Raw genomic sequence first — 17,133 nt, forward strand, 5'->3', positions numbered from 1 at the left:
ATCGGACTATTTACCCAATAACCTTTTCCAGAACGGACGTTCCTGCACCGTGCCGTGCAGCTCCTCCCAGTAACGTTCGGAGGTCCAGTGATTGTGCACCATCTCATAGATTGCAGCCCAGTCCGGGAGAGCACCTACATTGCGGTCATCAATAAACAGGTCCGCCCTCACCTTGCGACAGGGAGAAGACGGGGTCTCGGAGGCTTGCTCGTCGGGATGATTGGCATTGACGGCATAAAACTCCAGACCGCGTTCGCGACAGAATGCAACCGCCTCATCGAGCAGACGGCCTTCACGCACCGTCCACAGAATCAGCTGATGATGCTCTGCCTGCAACCGACGGAGCGTCGTTATCGCAAAAGGTATCTCACGACCGATGCGTGGATAACGGTGTTCCACGATGGTCCCATCAAAATCTACGGCTATAATCATGAATGTGTGTCAGATTGTAAGAAGATTCAACTTTCGTCAGCTTTGCATCGGCAGAAACGGATAGTCGGCTGCAAGCGAACACCGGCTGGTCAGGATATGCTGACGGAGGTCCTCAGCCAACCCGTCCGCTGCCACTATCGACAGCAGCATGTTGTCGGCTTCACGGCATACGGAAGTCACCTCCTTGAAACTGCCTACGCGAACATCCCCATACACCGTCCGGAAATGACGACCAACGGCAGAAAGAATGCCCAACAACGCCTCTGCAGCTTCACGGGAGTCGTCCGCCAACATCCAGTAACGGGCCTTCATGACCCACTGGTCAAGGCTCTTGGCAATGGTCATCAGGTCCAGCTGGTCGTGCGGACAGAAGCAGCAGGCATCCACCTCCTGCTGCAAATCGGCAGTCGTCAACGGCGAAGGCTCGTCCTGCTGTTCACGACGCTGACGGATATACTCCTCTACATTTTCAAACGTATCCTTGCAGATTCCACCGATGGCAACCGTCATGTTCCCCAGACCTGTCACCAGGCACTTGTCGCGCGAGATGCGGATGCGGTAACCTTCAAAGCCGGCAAGGACACCGGACGTGATGCGTACCAGCGTATTTCCCGGAGCATAATGGCTGAAAGGGTGTGGCATGAAGCGGATGCGGTGAGGAGCCATCTGAGACACCAGCATGAAGGGTTGCATCTCCCGGTCGGAAATGATTGCCGTACGATGTGTACTGCGGTCGTTGACCAGGTAGACACCGACGAAGTTCTGCTTCAGGTATTCCTGAATCCGACGGCAATCGCCCTGCACAAAGATGAGTCCGGAGATAGTGGGTTGCTCCAGCTTCCTGACGTGACTCTTCTTCTTCCGATAGACAATGGATTTATGGATGAACGTGTTGAACTGCTCCTGCAACCGCGCATGGATGGCTTCCACCTTTGCACGGTGAACGAACAGGTAACACCACGAGGAGGAGGTGCTCTTCACATCGGACTGTTTTCTCTCTTCCGCGCCTGACGAAGCAGACTCGTTACCAAGATTGTCCTCAATGACTTCAGAAAAAGTGTCTGAACTATACAGTGGCATCGATACTCTTTCTAATTTATGTACTGGCCTTTGCGTTCACATTGTGAATAAGGATCGACCACTTCCTTATAAAGGGAGTTTTGTATGTCTTTCATAATCACCAGTTTTTATCCAGTATAACAGCTCTTTATGCTATCTCTTCATGTGATCTGAGTAATGCATCTCTTATGAAGAGATGTACTTATAAATATATTTCATTGATAATCAATAATGTTTTCTTAAGGCATCAATCCTGTTTCATAAGAAAATTATAAGAATCAGGACTATGTTTCCAAAATTTTCTAGACGAAAATTATTTACTTTCAGTACTTTTCCGTATATTTGCCATTGCAAATCCATCTCTTCATAAGAGAAGTTTTTCTTTACATTCTGAGTACCCCTGCAATCTCCCTAAATAATATGTAAATATTTATATAAATCATAAGGCAAACGAAAGAAAGGATGAGACGGACTGTAGAGTCCGGATTTTTATATCCGGAATGAGGTCCTCCGCATCCGATTGCCTGTGATGCCTGCTCCGCTCTCAAACCATCCTTTCTCCGTTTGACATTTTGTCCAGGGAAGCCCTCCAAAGTGCCTTTCCTCGCACCAAAATACGATTTGGTGGATTCGAAGGGCATTCTCAGGCGATTCGCAAAATACACTTTGACACAAGTTCGCATCATCTGACATCCCAATGGAGGTCAGAAGGTGTTCGGCTGTTCATTCTGACACTCGGTTCACGGCAACCTGCACATTGTGCCACCATCTGATTTTTTACGTCCGCGGACCTTCCAGAGAGTGAAACTCACTTTTTTGGCATTTCAGTTTCCAAAGATTTGACTTCCGGGCGCGAAACAATAGTGTTTGGGGCATGAAACTATATTGTTTGACGCCTCAAACTATATTGTTTGGCTCGCGAAACAATATTGTTCCGGGCACGTTTTGCCTGTTTTCCGAAAACGAAGTGTATAGTTTTCCTAAATAGATAAACAGTCTTGACACAAGTACTAAATTCCCTTAACAGTTGGACGCTAATTCATCCTGACTTCGGAAAATATGAGTTAGCAGAAAAGTCCTTTTTAGAAAGGTTTGTCAAGCAAAGACGGCGAGATACTGTCTTTTTGGTTTTTCGAAATCCGGACAGGAAGGATGTGTGCACAAGGAGCGTCCGTCAGGCGAAACAAGAGACATGCCCGTCAACATTCCTAAAAGAGTTTAAACGGTGTGCAACGAACGGAGAGATTCACTTACCTTTGTTCAAATCCAATCGGGATTGTCAGATAACAACAGTAACAGTAGAATATAATAAATAGGTATCGTATGAATCCAGTGTTTATTGCCGGACCTTGTGTCATGGAGTCTTTCTCGCTGATGGAGGAAGTGGCGCAAGAGCTTGTCCGCCTGAATCAAATCTACCATATCGACATCATCTTCAAGGCTTCGTTCGACAAGGCCAACCGTACCTCTATCCATTCGTTCCGCGGCCCGGGACTGGAGCAGGGACTCAAATGGCTGGGCGACATCAAGACGAAATACCGCCTGAAAGTGCTGACCGACATCCACGAATCCTATCAGGCGGAACCGGTAGGCGAAGTGGCAGACGTACTCCAGATTCCTGCCTTCCTCTGCCGGCAGACCGACCTGCTCGTGGCAGCGGCACGCACCGGACGTACGGTGAACATCAAGAAGGCGCAGTTCCTCTCAGGCACCGACATGCAGTACCCGGTCGAAAAGGCACTGGAAGCCGGGGCTTCCGAGGTATGGCTCACCGAACGCGGCAACATGTACGGCTACAACAACCTGGTGGTGGACTTCCGCAACATCCCCGACATGAAGAAGTTCACCCCGACCGTCATCATGGACTGCACCCACTCGGTGCAACGTCCCGGGGCTGCCGGCGGCAAGACAGGCGGAAACCGTGAGTTTGTCCCCGCCATGGCTCTTGCAGCCAAGGCATTCGGCGCGACGGGTTATTTCTTCGAGGTACATCCCTATCCCGACAACGCGCTGAGCGACGGTCCGAACATGCTCTACCTGAGTCAACTAGAATCTGTCATCCAGTCACTGCTATGAGCCAGATACGAACATACGCCGAGAAGTGCCTGCGCGATGAGGCAGAAGCCCTTCTCAACCTGATTCCGTTGTTAACGGACGACTTTGACCGTGCCGTAGAAATGATTTTTCACAGCAAGGGACGCCTCATCGTGACGGGAGTGGGCAAATCGGGACATATCGGGGCGAAGATTGCCGCCACACTGGCAAGCACGGGCACGCCTTCGTTTTTCGTCAATCCACTCGACGCCTTCCACGGCGACCTGGGCATGTTCACGGCAGAAGACATTGCCCTGGTGATTTCCAACTCGGGACAGACCGACGAACTCCTGCGCTTCATCCCCTGCCTCATCGAACGCAAAATCCCCATCATCGGCATGACAGGCAACCCGGATTCACTCGTGGCACGCTATTCGGCATGCCACCTGAACACCTACGTCGAGCGTGAGGCCTGTCCGCTCAACCTGGCACCGACCTCTTCGACCACGGCTGCACTGGCAATGGGCGATGCGCTGGCATGTGCCCTGATGGAGGTGCGCCATTTCCGTGCACAGGACTTTGCCCGTTTCCATCCGGGTGGCAGTCTGGGCAGACGCCTGCTGACCCGTGCAAAGGATGTGATGCGCAGTGAAGACCTCCCCGTCGTCCCGTCAGGGATGAAGCTGGGCGACGCCATCGTCCCCATGAGCGAGGGCAAACTGGGTCTGCTGGTGGTAGCCGACGACGAGCACATCAAAGGTATCATCACCGACGGCGACCTGCGCCGCATCATGCAACGCTGGCATGCCCGATTCTTTGACCTGCGCGTAGAGGACGTGATGACTCCCAACCCCAAGCGTATCCATCCGGACATGAAGATTGCCGAAGTGGAGCAGATGCTCAACCGCCATAAAATCCACTCCCTGCTGGTCGTCGACGAAAACGATCGTCTGCTGGGCATCGTGGATAACTTCAGCTGTATGATTTAAACCCACTGCCAGGAGGGGAAGGATATTTGATTAGTTTAACAAACTATTCAACCCATTTATTAGGAATAATCGCGCGGAATTGCGTAATTTTGCACGCTTATTTTCCAAACTCTAGACACGGATGAGACAACTAAAGATTAACAAAAGTATCACGAATCGTGAAACCGCTTCTCTGGAAGCCTATCTGCGCGAGATTGGCCGCGAGGAGTTGATTTCTGTAGATGAAGAGGTAGAACTTGCACAACGTATCCGTAAAGGCGATGAAGCCGCTCTGAACAAACTGGTGAGAGCGAACTTGCGCTTTGTCGTTTCTGTGGCAAAACAGTACCAGAATCAAGGATTGAGCCTTGCCGACTTGATTGACGAAGGTAATATTGGCTTAGTGAAAGCAGCCCAGAAATTTGATGAAACGCGCGGATTCAAATTCATCAGTTATGCCGTGTGGTGGATCCGTCAGTCCATCCTCCAAGCCCTTGCCGAGCAATCACGTATCGTACGTCTGCCGTTGAACCAGGTAGGTTCAATCAACCGCATCAACAAAGCACTGGCAAAGTTTGAACAAGAGAACGAACGCCGCGCTTCTGCGGGAGAAATCGCCGACGAACTGGGCATCGAAGAAGACAAGATTTCCGACGCACTCCGCGTATCGGGCCGTCATGTCTCGGTCGACGCTTCGTTTGTGGAAGGTGAAGACAACTGCCTGCTCGATGTGCTCGTCAACGATGATTCGCCCATGGCAGACCACTCGCTCGTCAGTGAGTCCTTGTCGGAAGAAATTGACAGAACCCTGTCCACCCTTACTCCGCGTGAGAAGGAAATCATCCAGACATTCTTCGGCATCAACCACCGCGAGATGAGCCTTGAAGAGATTGGCGACAAATTCGGATTGACACGTGAACGTGTACGTCAGATCAAGGAAAAGGCGATTCGTAAGTTACGCACAAGTCCGCAAAGCAAGCTGTTGAAGGCTTATTTAGGATAAGACGATTTTATCAGAATCAAGGATAGAGGGCGTCCGGAGCAATCCGGATGCCCTTTTCAGTATCAATACTTCGTGAATGCCGTCACGGAGAGGGAAGCGAGAGCCAACAGAATACCGACACAGACGACGCCGCTCCACTGCGCCAATGCCCAGGCTGAACCGGCTAGAAGAGTCCCCACCGAACCACCAATGAAGTAGGTTGTCATGAAAATGGTGTTGACCCGGTTTGCCGCTTGCGGTGCAACCTCGAACATGCTGGTCTGGTTGCTGATCTGGATGCACTGCATGCCGATATCAATCAACAGGATACCTCCAATCATGCCGGCATAGGTATCCTGAGCAAAGAAGAGCAACAACCACGATGCCAGAAACAAGGCACAGCCCAGGAAGTTGAACCGCTTCACGCCTACCTGCTTCACATAACGGCCGACAATGGATGCCGACAGAGCACCGGCGACTCCGCAAAGTCCCAACAGACCGACCACATCACTCCCGACACAGAAAGGTTCCTGTGCCATCCGGAAAGCAAGACAGGCCCACAGGGAGAGGAAGGAGCCGAAGGCAAAGCCGGCACGTCCGGCATAAATCCGGAGTGGCGGATACTTCTTCAACAAGGAAAGGATGGATTTCATCAGATCGACGTAGCGTCCGCTGAACGTGGGGGCAATGTCAGGCAGCACGCGCATCACCACCAGGAAGCTGAACACCATCAACACGGCGGCAGCGTAATACATGGTCCGCCATCCCCAGAAATCGGCGACCAGTCCACTCACCACCCGCGAAGCAAGGATGCCCGTCAGCAAACCGGATATGACCAGACCGACATTACGGCCCTTCGTCGCCGGGGTAGAGAACTGGGCGGCAATGGGAATGAATATCTGAGGAACGACCGAACAGATGCCGGTCAGCAGAGAAGCACCCCACACGATACGGACGTCAGTAGCCACCGCAATGGCAAGCAAGGACAGCACCAGCACAAAGAAGTTGATTTCAATGATGCGCTTGCGGTGATACAAGTCGCCCAAAGGAATGATGAAAAGCAGTCCCAACGCATAGCCCACCTGGGTAATCATTGCGATAAGGTTGGCCTGGAACTCCGACACGCCGAAGTCCAGCCTCATCAGGTCGAGCAACGGCTGGTTGTAATATAAGTTCGCAACCGAAACACCGGCAATCACCGCCAATGTCCACAACAAATGCGCCGGTATTCCGGCATTCTCTTTCAGTACCATAGTCATCGGATAATCGTCTGTACACAGCCTTCGTCGGCTGATTCGGATGCAAAGGTAGTCAAAAATAAAGAAGCACGTAGCATGGAATCTCATCCACTCTACGTGCTTCTTCAATTTATCGGGAACGGAGCTGTCGGATGGCTCCGCTTTTCAGTCTCAGATGCCCAGTGACTTCTTCACCCCTTCGATCTTCTCGATGGCCGAAGCATTGGCTGAAGAATAGCATCCGGCACAACGCATGGTGCCCTTTGCCTCGATGTAGAACTTAATCTTGGGTTCCGTACCGGAAGGACGTACGGACACCTTCGTTCCATCTTCACAGAAGTACTGGATGACGTTCGAGGTCTCCGGCATGTCGAGGTCGCTCACGTTGCCGGCATTGTCGGTCTGCTTCAGAACCTTGTAGTCTTTGGTCAGTACGATGGGCGAACCACCCAGTTCCTTCGGCGGATTTGCACGGAAGTTCTCCATCATCGCCTTGATTTCGTCGGCGCCACTCTTGCCCGGTTTTACGACGTTCACGGTCACTTCGCGTGAGAAACCATAGTCTACATAAATCTCCATCAGGACATCATACAACGTCTTGCCATTGTCCTTTGCCCATGCACAGATTTCAGCCAGCAGCGAGCAAGCCGACACGGCATCCTTGTCGCGTACAAAGTCTTCAGCCAGGAAGCCATAGCTCTCTTCACCGCCGCCGATGTACTGCATCTTGCCTTCGAGCAGACGGATCTGACGGGCAATCCACTTGAAACCGGTGTAGCAGTCGAACATGGTGATGTGGTTCTTGTCGGCAATCGACTTGATGAGTTCGGTCGTCACGATGGTCTTCACTACAAACTCGTTGCCTTTCATCTTGCCCATGGCAATGCGGTTCTTGATGATGTAGTAGAGGAAGAGCAGACACGTCTGGTTACCGTTGATGAGCACCCACTCGCCCTTGTTGTCCTTGCACGCCATACCTACGCGGTCAGCATCGGGGTCGGAAGCCATCACAATGTCGGCATCCAGCTTCTTTGCCAACGCAATCGCCATCGTCAAGGCTTCGGCATTTTCAGGATTCGGAGATACCACCGTGGGGAAGTTACCGTCCTTCACCATCTGCTCAGGCACACAGTGTACGTTCTCAAAGCCCCACATCTGGAGTGAACGAGGAATCAGCATCATGCCTGTTCCGTGCAACGGCGTGTAAACGATGCAGAGGTCTTTCTGGCGTTTGATGACTTCGGGGTCAATGGAGATGCCCTTGACCTTCTCCAAGTAGATGTCGTCGATGTCCTTGCCGATGATGGTGATGAGGTCCTTGTTGCCTTCAAACTTGATGTCAGCTGCAGAAGCCACCTTGTTCACTTCGTCGATGATACCCTTGTCATGCGGAGCAAGCACCTGTGCGCCATCGTCCCAATAAGCCTTGTAGCCGTTGTACTCTTTCGGATTGTGCGAGGCAGTCAGGATGATACCGCTCTGGCAACCCAGGTGACGAATGGCGAATGACATCTCCGGAGTGGGACGCATGTCCTCGAAAAGGTATACCTTGATACCGTTGGCGGAGAAGATATTGGCTGAGATTTCAGCAAACAGACGGCTGTTGTTGCGGCAATCGTGACCTACGACTACAGAAATCTCCTTACGGTCCTTGAAGCACTTGTTCAAGTAGTTCGACAGACCTTGGGTCGCTGCACCTACGGTGTAGATGTTCATGCGGTTGGAACCTACACCCATAATGCCGCGCAGACCGCCCGTACCGAACTCCAGGTCTTTGTAGAAGGCCTCGATCAGCTCGTTCTTGTCCGGATTTTCCAACATTCTTTTCACTTCTGCCTGTGTCTCGGCATCGTATGCCGGAGTCAGCCACTTCTGGGCTTTGGCAGTCACTTCTTGAATCAAAGCTTCATTTTCCATAGTAAATATTTTAATTAACCATTATACTAAATAAGCGTCCAAATGTATAAATTTAGACGCTTATAACCTACAATGGGTGGTAACTTTTTTAACTTAAGAGCGCAAAAAGTTATTCAGGAACCTTGTAACGCATGCCGGTCTCCTGAATCACACGGCGATTGTAATCTTCAGGATATCCCGGACGTTCGGGAGCAGCCCCGATACCGTCTTCCGTCCGTTCGAACTGTCCTCCGCTCACTTTCTTCACCACCATATCGTTGTATTTCACAATCAGGAACTCGCCCAGCTTACGCCACTCCTTGTGCATGTTCTCAGCGGAAGCTACGGTATAGTCCGTCAGGTACTTCACAGCCTGGGCAGGGTCTTGCTCATAGAGTGAAACGGCTTTCTCCTCGACACCCTTCTGTGCATCGAAGAAGCCTTTCTCCAGACGGCTCTGCACGGCACGGAGGTCACCGATCATCAGTCCGTAACGCGGATAAATCATGTTCGACACCCAGTTGCATACCCAGAAGGAGTTGTCCCAGGAGAACGTCACGGAGTCAGCTTCCTTACCGGCTGCGAAACAAGCGGGGATACGGTTGGTGCAGCAATAGACGGGGACATAGGCAATCATGTTGGCGTCATCAAGACCGAACCAAAGCACACCTCCCACGGCATTGGGGAGATGGCTGCGCATCTGGGCAACAAAAGTGAAGGCTGACTGCTGTGTAGAGATGGGACGCTCGTTGAAGTATTCCTTTCCGTCCACCTTAAACGTAAGAGGCGACGGACGGTAAGGACTATTGAAGGCTCCGGCACCCAGATCCGAGGTGATGTCAAGCGCCGTACCCTCATAATGGTCGCGCATGTCGTTCTGGATATCCTGCAAGGAGAGCTTACGGTCTGCCTTGATGTAGAGCGGCATCGGCTCCTTGGTCTCACCTTTTATATAAGAGAGGTACTTCTCCATCTCGGGATTGTGCTTGCGGTAGAAGCTCCACACGCGGGCTTCACAGAAACGGAGGGCACCGAAATCGGCAGGCGCATAGGCAGCAGAGAAACTGAAGTCCTTGTTTTTCCCGTCAAAGTAGCCTTTCTCGCGGGCAAAAGAGATGACGTCGGGCGAATAGAGGCAATTCTCCTTGTCATCCAGAGGGAACTGATGAATGCGGCTGTGGTTGGCATGTGCGGCGATGCAGTCGTCAGGGATGCGGACAGCCACCCACACAGCTCCCTTCACACCGGGACCCTTACCAATCATCTCCATGATCCATGCTTCGTTGGGGTCTGCAATGGTAAAGCTCTCCCCTTCGCTGTAATAACCGTATTCCTTCACCAGGTCGGTCATCACCTTGATGGCCTCACGGGCAGTCCGGCTGCGCTGCAATCCCAGGTATATCAGACTTCCGTAATCAATCAGACCGGTGGGGTCGGCCAACTCGGAACGTCCGCCGAACGTGGTCTCGGCAATGGTCACCTGATACTCGTTGATGTTACCGATGACGTTGTAGGTTTGTGCCACCTGAGGGATTTGTCCCAGAAACTTGTTTGTGTCCCAGTCGCGGATGTCAATCATCTCGCCCGGCGCATGCTTGCCGGCAGGATAATGGCACAAGTGACCGAACATTCCGTACGAGTCGGCGGAGTACGTAACCAGCACCGAACCGTCAGTCGATGCAGCTTTGCCTACAATCAGGTTGGTGCAGGCCAGTGATTTCATTGCGACAGCCAGCAACAACGCAGCGGCCATCCAGACTTTCTTTCTCATGTCAGCTATTATTAATAGAATTAAGTTCCGCATACGCCCAACCGGTCAGGGAATGAGCCTGCGGAAGTTGGATTAATAGGATATGTTTAACAACATCATTTGCTATAATTAGCGTCGCAAACTTACGCATTTTTATCGGGATTTCGTATGTTTGAGGCTGTAAACCTATAAAATGTAGCATTATGATAGTCGGTATTCCCAAAGAAATCAAAAACAATGAGAATCGCGTATCAATGACTCCCGCCGGAGTACGCGAACTGGTCAAGAGAGGTCACACGGTATACGTACAGCAGACCGCAGGTGAAAACAGTGGTTTCCCAGATGCTGAGTACGAACGTGCCGGGGCACATATCCTCCCGACCATCGAGGAGGTCTATGCCATAGCCGAGATGATTGTCAAAGTGAAGGAGCCGATTGAACCTGAATACAAGCTGGTACGCCGGAGACAGCTGGTCTTCACCTATTTCCACTTCGCCTGCGACCGGACACTGACCGAAGCGATGTTGCAGAGCGGAGCTACCTGCCTCGCCTATGAAACGGTGGTAGACAAGCAAGGGACGCTGCCGTTGCTCATCCCCATGAGCGAAGTGGCAGGACGGATGTCGGTGCAGGAAGGGGCACGCTTCCTGGAAAAGCCGCAAGGCGGAAAGGGTATCCTGCTGGGCGGCGTACCGGGTGTCAAGCCTGCCAAGGTGCTGGTATTGGGCGGTGGAGTCGTTGGTACGGAAGCGGCGCTGATGGCTGCCGGACTGGGTGCCGACGTGACCGTGTGTGACATCTCCTTGCCTCGCCTGCGCCACCTGACTGAATTCATGCCGAAGAATGTCAAGACGATGTTCTCATCGGCCTACAACATCGAACAGGAGTTGCCCACGACCGACCTGGTCATCGGAGCCGTACTCATCCCGGGAGCCAAGGCACCGCACCTCATCACCCGGGAAATGCTGGGAATGATGAAGAAGGGATCGGTCATGGTGGACGTAGCCATCGACCAGGGCGGATGCTTTGAAACGTCACATCCGACAACGCATGCCGAACCGGTCTATGAGGTGGACGGAATCATCCATTATTGTGTGGCAAACATTCCGGGTGCCGTGCCCTTCACTTCGACGTTGGCACTGACCAATGCAACCCTTCCCTACGCGCTGCGTCTGGCAGACAAAGGCTGGCAACAGGCTTGCGCGGAAGACCCGGGCTTGAAGTTGGGCCTCAACGTTGTGGACGGCAAAGTGACTTTCCCCGGTGTGGCTGAAGCCTTCGGCATGGAACTGCACACCCTGTAACCGATTGGTACAAACACACAAAGACACAGAATCGCGCTGTCAGGAACGAGGGGGACTGTCCTCCGGTCGTTCCACACCGTGATTCTGTGTCTCTGTATTCTCTCTGACGATGCTACTAGTAGCGGAAACGCTCCCGGAAGACGGTCGTGTTGCCACAGCGGTCGGTCACGGTCATCTCCAGCGTATGCAGCCCGCCACGTTCCACATCGGTCTCTCGAAGGTTACAGGTGAGGCGGCTGTAGGAACGGTTGCACTCGAAAAGCACGAACTTGCCGTCCACCGTCGCACGATAGCTGCCCAGCCCTGAAGCATCGTCACCAATCCGGAAGGTGATGCGCCCCGAAGCCCACCGGTTCCGGTTCAGAGGCGTGACACGCGGTGCAACGGTATCAATCGCCACCGTATAGGTTCCCAAGGAGCGGACTTTGCCCTCCAGCCATCCGTCAACCCATTTACTGCCCACATACCACCGGGACTTCCCCGAGCACTCGGCAATGTAGTACTTCGTGCTGTCTGCCACGGGGAAATGACGTACGCCGATACGCAACGGACAGTAATCATGCAAGGGGACGGAACGGTCATGCAGCTGGTAGGTAAAGGCGATGGCTGCCGAATCTGTCGTCATCTGCACATCCGCATCTACGTCTTCATAAAGCATCCCTTTCGGAATGACAAGCTCCATGCCGGGACGCGTGAGGATGTTCGCACGGTCCCAACGCAGCAGCTGATTGCCCGTACGTTGTGCAACAGGTATTTCCTGCCGGGTACCATGCACGGTGAAAGCATATTCCGAGCGGTTGCCAAAGCCATCTTCCAACAGATAGACAAAACGGTAGTCACGCTCCTCGTCAATCGTCACCCAGCCACGTCCGGGAACCTCGCTCTGCACCAGACGCAGACGACTGCCCGGCAGAAGGTACGACTTGGCATAGAGGGCACGGGTACGAAGATAGGTGTCGTAATCAATCCAGCCATTAATGGCTCGGTTCTCGTCGAAAGCCACCCGGTCAGTCAGGCTGCTGAACACTTCCACACTGTCGACCAGCAGACGGATGGAGCGCACCCCATAGATGTTGCTGGTCCCGGTCATGTAGTCATTGGCACGGATGGCTACGCCAATCTTTCCCCATGCTTCAATCCGACGGTTCAGGGAGTTGCCACCCTGGGTCCACTGAAACTGCTGCTTCGCCGCACTTCCGTTGACCACTCCCTCACCCTGACGGGGATAGAGCATCACGCCCCGTGACAACGGACGCCGTGCATCCTTCAGGTGTTCCATATAGAAAGGCAAGGGGTCAATCATCTCGTTCGTGTCGGTACGACGCAGTTCCAGATGCAGATGCGGTCCGCCCGATGAACCGGTATTACCGCTCAGGGCAATGACATCCCCCTCCCGGTAACGGAAGAGCGTACTGTCCGGCGTAAGGTTGACGGCAAAGCTTTCCTGCAGGTATTGCTCTTCACGGACATAGCGGGCTATCTCCGGAGCGAAACTCTCCAAATGACCATACACCGAGGTATAACCGTTCGGATGGGTCACATACAGCGCATTGCCATAACCGGTGGGGCTGACCGAAATACGCGACACGTAACCGTCCGCCACCACATGTACCGGCTTACCGGTGACTCCCTGCGTCTTGATGTCCAGTCCGCCATGGAAATGGTTGGGACGTAGCTCGCCAAAGTTGGCACTCAGCAGCATGGGAAAGTCAAAGGGAAGTCCAATATGAAGCGTCTGCTCTTGTGCACGGACCAACGTCACGGCACAGAGCAGACAGAGAAAGAATAGTTTTTTCATACAAGGGATTCGTCTGTTAGCATTGCATCAAGCCGGAGTCAGCAGGCTTTGAAACTCATGTCCAACCCCTTTACCGAGTGAGTCAGTGCACCGACGGAGATGAAGTCCACACCCGTCTCGGCATACTGACGAAGGGTATCAAACGTGATGCCGCCGGAAGACTCGGTCTCGTAGCGTCCGCCAACCATCTCCACCGCCTTACGGGTCAGCTCGGGCGTGAAGTTGTCGAACATGATGCGGTCCACACCGCCGAGGTCGAGCACCTGTTGCAGTTCGTCCAGGTTGCGCACCTCGATTTCAATCTTCAGGTCCTTGCCCTTCTCCTTGCAATATTCCTTGGCACGGTGAATGGCCTTGTCGATGCCTCCGGCAAAGTCCACATGGTTGTCTTTCAGGAGAATCATGTCAAACAGTCCGATGCGGTGGTTCACTCCGCCACCAATCTTTACCGCCTCCTTCTCCAACATACGCATGCCGGGAGTCGTCTTACGTGTATCAAGCACACGGGTATGAGTACCCTCCAGTTGCTTTACATACCTGCGGGTCATCGTCGCGATACCGCTCATGCGTTGCATCACATTGAGCATCAACCGTTCCGTCTGCAAGAGAGAACGCACCTTGCCCGTCACGACCATAGCCACGTCACCGGGCTTCACTTCCGAACCGTCTTCCATCATCACTTCCACCTGCATGGTCGGGTCAAAACGGTGGAAGATTTCTTTGGCAATCTCTACTCCTGCCAGCACGCCCGGCTCCTTAATAAGCAGTTTCGACTTGCCCACGGCATCCTCCGGAATGCACGACAGGGTGGTGTGGTCGCCGTCACCGATGTCTTCGGCAAAGGCAAGATCAATCAAACGGTCAATCAATTCGTGTACTGTTTCCATTGTGTTTATGTTGTATTAGTCAAATAGATTCAACTTGTTGGCCTGTGCATCCTGAAGGGACACGAGAGGGACCTCGTTCTTCTTCCGCCGCTCACACAAAGCGCGGTAGTTGTCATAGACCTCTTTCACGTATGCGTCCCGCGTCTCAGGATTGAGCAACCGGGCAGCTGCCGGCGCATTCTGCGACGCATCTTTCAGGTGGATGACCGGTCCGTCATAGACGGGGACAATCTTCAGCGCCGTATGCAGCGCACTGGTCGTCGCCCCACCAATCAGCAAGGGGATACGCAAACCGGCTTTCTGGAGTTCACGTGCCACATGGACCATCTCGTCGAGCGACGGGGTAATCAGTCCGCTCAAGCCGACAATGTCCACCTTCTCTTCCACGGCACGGCGCACGATGACGTCGGCAGGTGTCATGACTCCCAGGTCTATAATCTCATAGTTGTTGCAAGCCATGACCACCGAGACGATGTTCTTGCCGATGTCGTGCACATCGCCCTTCACCGTGGCAAGCAGAACCTTACCCGCCGAGCGGCTGCCTTCCACCTTCTCGGCTTCTATCAGCGGTTGCAGGATGGAGACCGCCTTCTTCATCGTACGTGCCGTCTTCACGACTTGCGGCAGGAACATCTTGCCGGCTCCGAAAAGCTCGCCGACCTCATTCATCCCGTCCATCAGCGGACCTTCGATAATGGCAACCGCATGGACGTATTTCCGGACGGCTTCGGCAAGGTCCTCCTCCAGGTAGTCACCGATGCCCTTTCGCAAAGCATATTTCAACCGGTCTTCCACCGTACCGTCACGCCAGGCATCGTGATGCCCCTGTGCAGTGTCGGTTCCTCCTTCCTGCTGTCCCGCCTTCAACCGGTCAGCCAGTTCGATGAGTCGCTCCCCGGCATCCGGACGTCGGTTGAGCACCACATCCTCGATGCGTTCCAGGACGTCCGCAGGAATGTCGCTGTAGAGCACCGAAGTCGCCGGATTGACAATGCCTATGTCCATCCCTTCCCGAATGGCATGATAGAGGAACACGGCATGCATTGCCTCACGGATGTAGTTGTTTCCACGGAAAGAGAACGAGAGATTGCTCACCCCACCGCTCACATGGGCTCCGGGGAGGTGCTTGCGAATCCAGCCGGTGGCACGGATGAAGTCCACGGCATAGTTGTTATGTTCCTCCATACCGGTCGCAATGGCAAGCACATTGGGGTCAAAGATGATGTCGTTGGGGTTCAGACCTGCCTGTTCGACCAACAGGCGATAGGCACGTTCACAAACTTCTATCTTGCGTTCATAGGTATCCGCCTGCCCCTTTTCATCGAACGCCATCACCACGACGGCTGCACCGAGACGGCGCACTTCGCGGGCATGGGCAAGGAAGACATCTTCTCCCTCCTTCAGGGAAATGGAATTGACGATGGACTTGCCTTGCAGGCATTTCAGTCCTGCCGTAATAACCTCCCATTTGGAGGAGTCTATCATGATAGGGACGCGCGACACATCAGGATCGGAAGCCACCAGGTTGAGGAAGGTGGTCATCTCGGTCTGCGTGTCAAGCAGTCCGTCGTCCATATTGATGTCGAGCACCAACGCTCCGTCTTCCACCTGACGGCGTGCGATGGAGAGTGCTTCTTCGTAGTTCTTCTCTTTAATCAGCCGGAGGAACTTGCGCGAACCTGCCACGTTACAGCGCTCGCCGACGTTGACAAAGTTAATCTCCGGCTTCACCTCCAGCCGTTCAAGTCCCGACAGCCACAGATGCTCGGGCTTCTGTACCGGACGGTGAGGCGCTGCCCCGTCGACCAGGGCGGCATAACGGGCAATATAGGCATCGGTCGTGCCACAACAACCGCCGATGATGTTCACCAACCCTTCGTCAATGTACTCCTTCACCTCGGCAGCCATCTGTTCGGGCGTCTGGTCATACTGCCCCAGGCTGTTGGGAAGTCCGGCATTGGGATAGGCGGATATATAATAAGGTGCATTGTCTGCCAATGTCTTCAGGAAAGGTTTCAGCTGTGCAGCCCCGAACGAGCAGTTCAGACCGACAGAGAACAGCGGCGCATGCTGCACGGATGCCAGAAACGCCTCCAGCGTCTGTCCGGACAAGGTGCGTCCTGAGGCATCGGCAATGGTCACGGAAAGCATCAGAGGCACCCGCCGTCCGACACTCTGCATGGCATCCTCGGCTGCATAAAGGGCGGCTTTGGCGTTGAGCGTATCAAAGATGGTCTCAATGAGCAAGGCATCGACCCCTCCTTCCAGCAACGCTTCCATCTGCTCCCGATAGGCAGCAGCCAGTTCGTCGAATGTCAGGGCACGACAGGCTGGGTTGTTCACATCGGGACTCATGGAACAGGTCTTGTTCGTCGGTCCTACCGAACCCGCCACAAAACGGGGCTTATCCGGTGTGCGGAGGGTATATTCATCCGCCAGCGCACGTGCCAACCGGGCAGCAGCCAGATTGATTTCGCGGCAAAGATGCTCCACATGGTAGTCTGCCATTGACACCCGGGTAGAACTGAACGTATTGGTTTCGATGATGTCTGCCCCGGCTTCCAGGTACTTGCGGTGAATCTCGCTCACCACATCGGGCCGTGTCAGGCAGAGCAGGTCATTGTTTCCCTTCAGTTGTCCGGGAATGTCGGCAAAGCGGTCTCCCCGGAAATCCTCTTCTCGCAAGTCGTATTGCTGTATCATGGTTCCCATCGCTCCATCCAGTATCAGGATACGGCGGGGAACTAACTGTTCGATTGTAATATCCGGCATAAACTAACTGTTT

Annotated in this window: 12 protein-coding genes; 4 read left to right on the forward strand and 8 right to left on the reverse strand. The window is 53.4% G+C overall.

The features are described 5' to 3' along the window. Positions 1-6: 6 nt before the first annotated feature. Both C8275_RS10900 and C8275_RS10905 read right to left on the reverse strand, forming a co-directional pair. Complete coding sequence (locus C8275_RS10900) at positions 7-432, reverse strand: BT0820 family HAD-type phosphatase (protein WP_022384113.1); 426 nt, start codon at positions 430-432, stop codon at positions 7-9. A 36-nt stretch (positions 433-468) separates the two neighbouring features. Further along, positions 469-1,413 carry a transcriptional regulator gene (locus tag C8275_RS10905; protein WP_106485122.1) on the reverse strand — a complete coding sequence of 315 codons (945 nt, stop codon included), beginning with the start codon at positions 1,411-1,413 and terminating at the stop codon, positions 469-471. Positions 1,414-2,814: 1,401 nt separating this feature from the next. Here C8275_RS10905 and kdsA point away from each other — a divergent pair. The 3 genes from kdsA to C8275_RS10925 all read left to right on the forward strand — a co-directional run bounded on the left by kdsA (position 2,815) and on the right by C8275_RS10925 (position 5,496). Continuing rightward, positions 2,815-3,567: a 3-deoxy-8-phosphooctulonate synthase gene (gene kdsA / locus C8275_RS10915; protein WP_106485124.1), complete on the forward strand. Its 753-nt coding sequence runs from the start codon at positions 2,815-2,817 to the stop codon at positions 3,565-3,567. Continuing rightward, positions 3,564-4,514, forward strand: a complete 951-nt coding sequence (locus C8275_RS10920) for an SIS domain-containing protein (protein ID WP_022383716.1) — start codon at positions 3,564-3,566, stop codon at positions 4,512-4,514. Before kdsA ends, C8275_RS10920 begins: the two co-directional genes overlap by 4 nt. A 121-nt stretch (positions 4,515-4,635) precedes the next feature. Then, positions 4,636-5,496: an RNA polymerase sigma factor RpoD/SigA gene (locus C8275_RS10925; protein WP_022383715.1), complete on the forward strand. Its 861-nt coding sequence runs from the start codon at positions 4,636-4,638 to the stop codon at positions 5,494-5,496. 62 nt (positions 5,497-5,558) lie between these two features. Here C8275_RS10925 and C8275_RS10930 read toward each other — a convergent pair whose 3' ends face one another. The 3 genes from C8275_RS10930 to C8275_RS10940 all read right to left on the reverse strand — a co-directional run bounded on the left by C8275_RS10930 (position 5,559) and on the right by C8275_RS10940 (position 10,380). Next, positions 5,559-6,734, reverse strand: coding sequence for an MFS transporter (locus C8275_RS10930; protein ID WP_106485125.1), 1,176 nt, complete (start codon positions 6,732-6,734; stop codon positions 5,559-5,561). A gap of 150 nt (positions 6,735-6,884) precedes the next feature. Next, positions 6,885-8,630: a phospho-sugar mutase gene (locus C8275_RS10935; protein ID WP_022385881.1), complete on the reverse strand. Its 1,746-nt coding sequence runs from the start codon at positions 8,628-8,630 to the stop codon at positions 6,885-6,887. A 109-nt stretch (positions 8,631-8,739) separates the two neighbouring features. Further along, positions 8,740-10,380 carry a C69 family dipeptidase gene (locus C8275_RS10940; protein WP_106485126.1) on the reverse strand — a complete coding sequence of 547 codons (1,641 nt, stop codon included), beginning with the start codon at positions 10,378-10,380 and terminating at the stop codon, positions 8,740-8,742. 182 nt (positions 10,381-10,562) lie between these two features. Here C8275_RS10940 and ald point away from each other — a divergent pair, with 182 nt between their 5' ends. After that, complete coding sequence (ald, locus tag C8275_RS10950) at positions 10,563-11,663, forward strand: alanine dehydrogenase (RefSeq protein ID WP_106485128.1); 1,101 nt, start codon at positions 10,563-10,565, stop codon at positions 11,661-11,663. A gap of 115 nt (positions 11,664-11,778) precedes the next feature. Here the strand turns inward: ald and C8275_RS10955 are convergent, their stop codons facing one another. The 3 genes from C8275_RS10955 to metH are packed head-to-tail and all read right to left on the reverse strand — an operon-like array spanning position 11,779 to position 17,120. Beyond that, on the reverse strand, positions 11,779-13,461 hold the full coding sequence (locus tag C8275_RS10955) for a M23 family metallopeptidase (RefSeq protein ID WP_106485129.1): 1,683 nt from the start codon (positions 13,459-13,461) through the stop codon (positions 11,779-11,781). Between the two features lie 38 nt (positions 13,462-13,499). Beyond that, entirely contained in the window at positions 13,500-14,348 is an 849-nt protein-coding gene (nadC, locus tag C8275_RS10960; protein WP_106485130.1) for a carboxylating nicotinate-nucleotide diphosphorylase, read from the reverse strand. A 15-nt stretch (positions 14,349-14,363) separates the two neighbouring features. Next, on the reverse strand, positions 14,364-17,120 hold the full coding sequence (gene metH / locus C8275_RS10965; RefSeq protein WP_106485131.1) for a methionine synthase: 2,757 nt from the start codon (positions 17,118-17,120) through the stop codon (positions 14,364-14,366). Positions 17,121-17,133: the final 13 nt, after the last annotated feature.

This window comes from Bacteroides sp. Marseille-P3684, from assembly GCF_900291465.1.
Lineage (GTDB): Bacteria > Bacteroidota > Bacteroidia > Bacteroidales > Bacteroidaceae > Phocaeicola_A.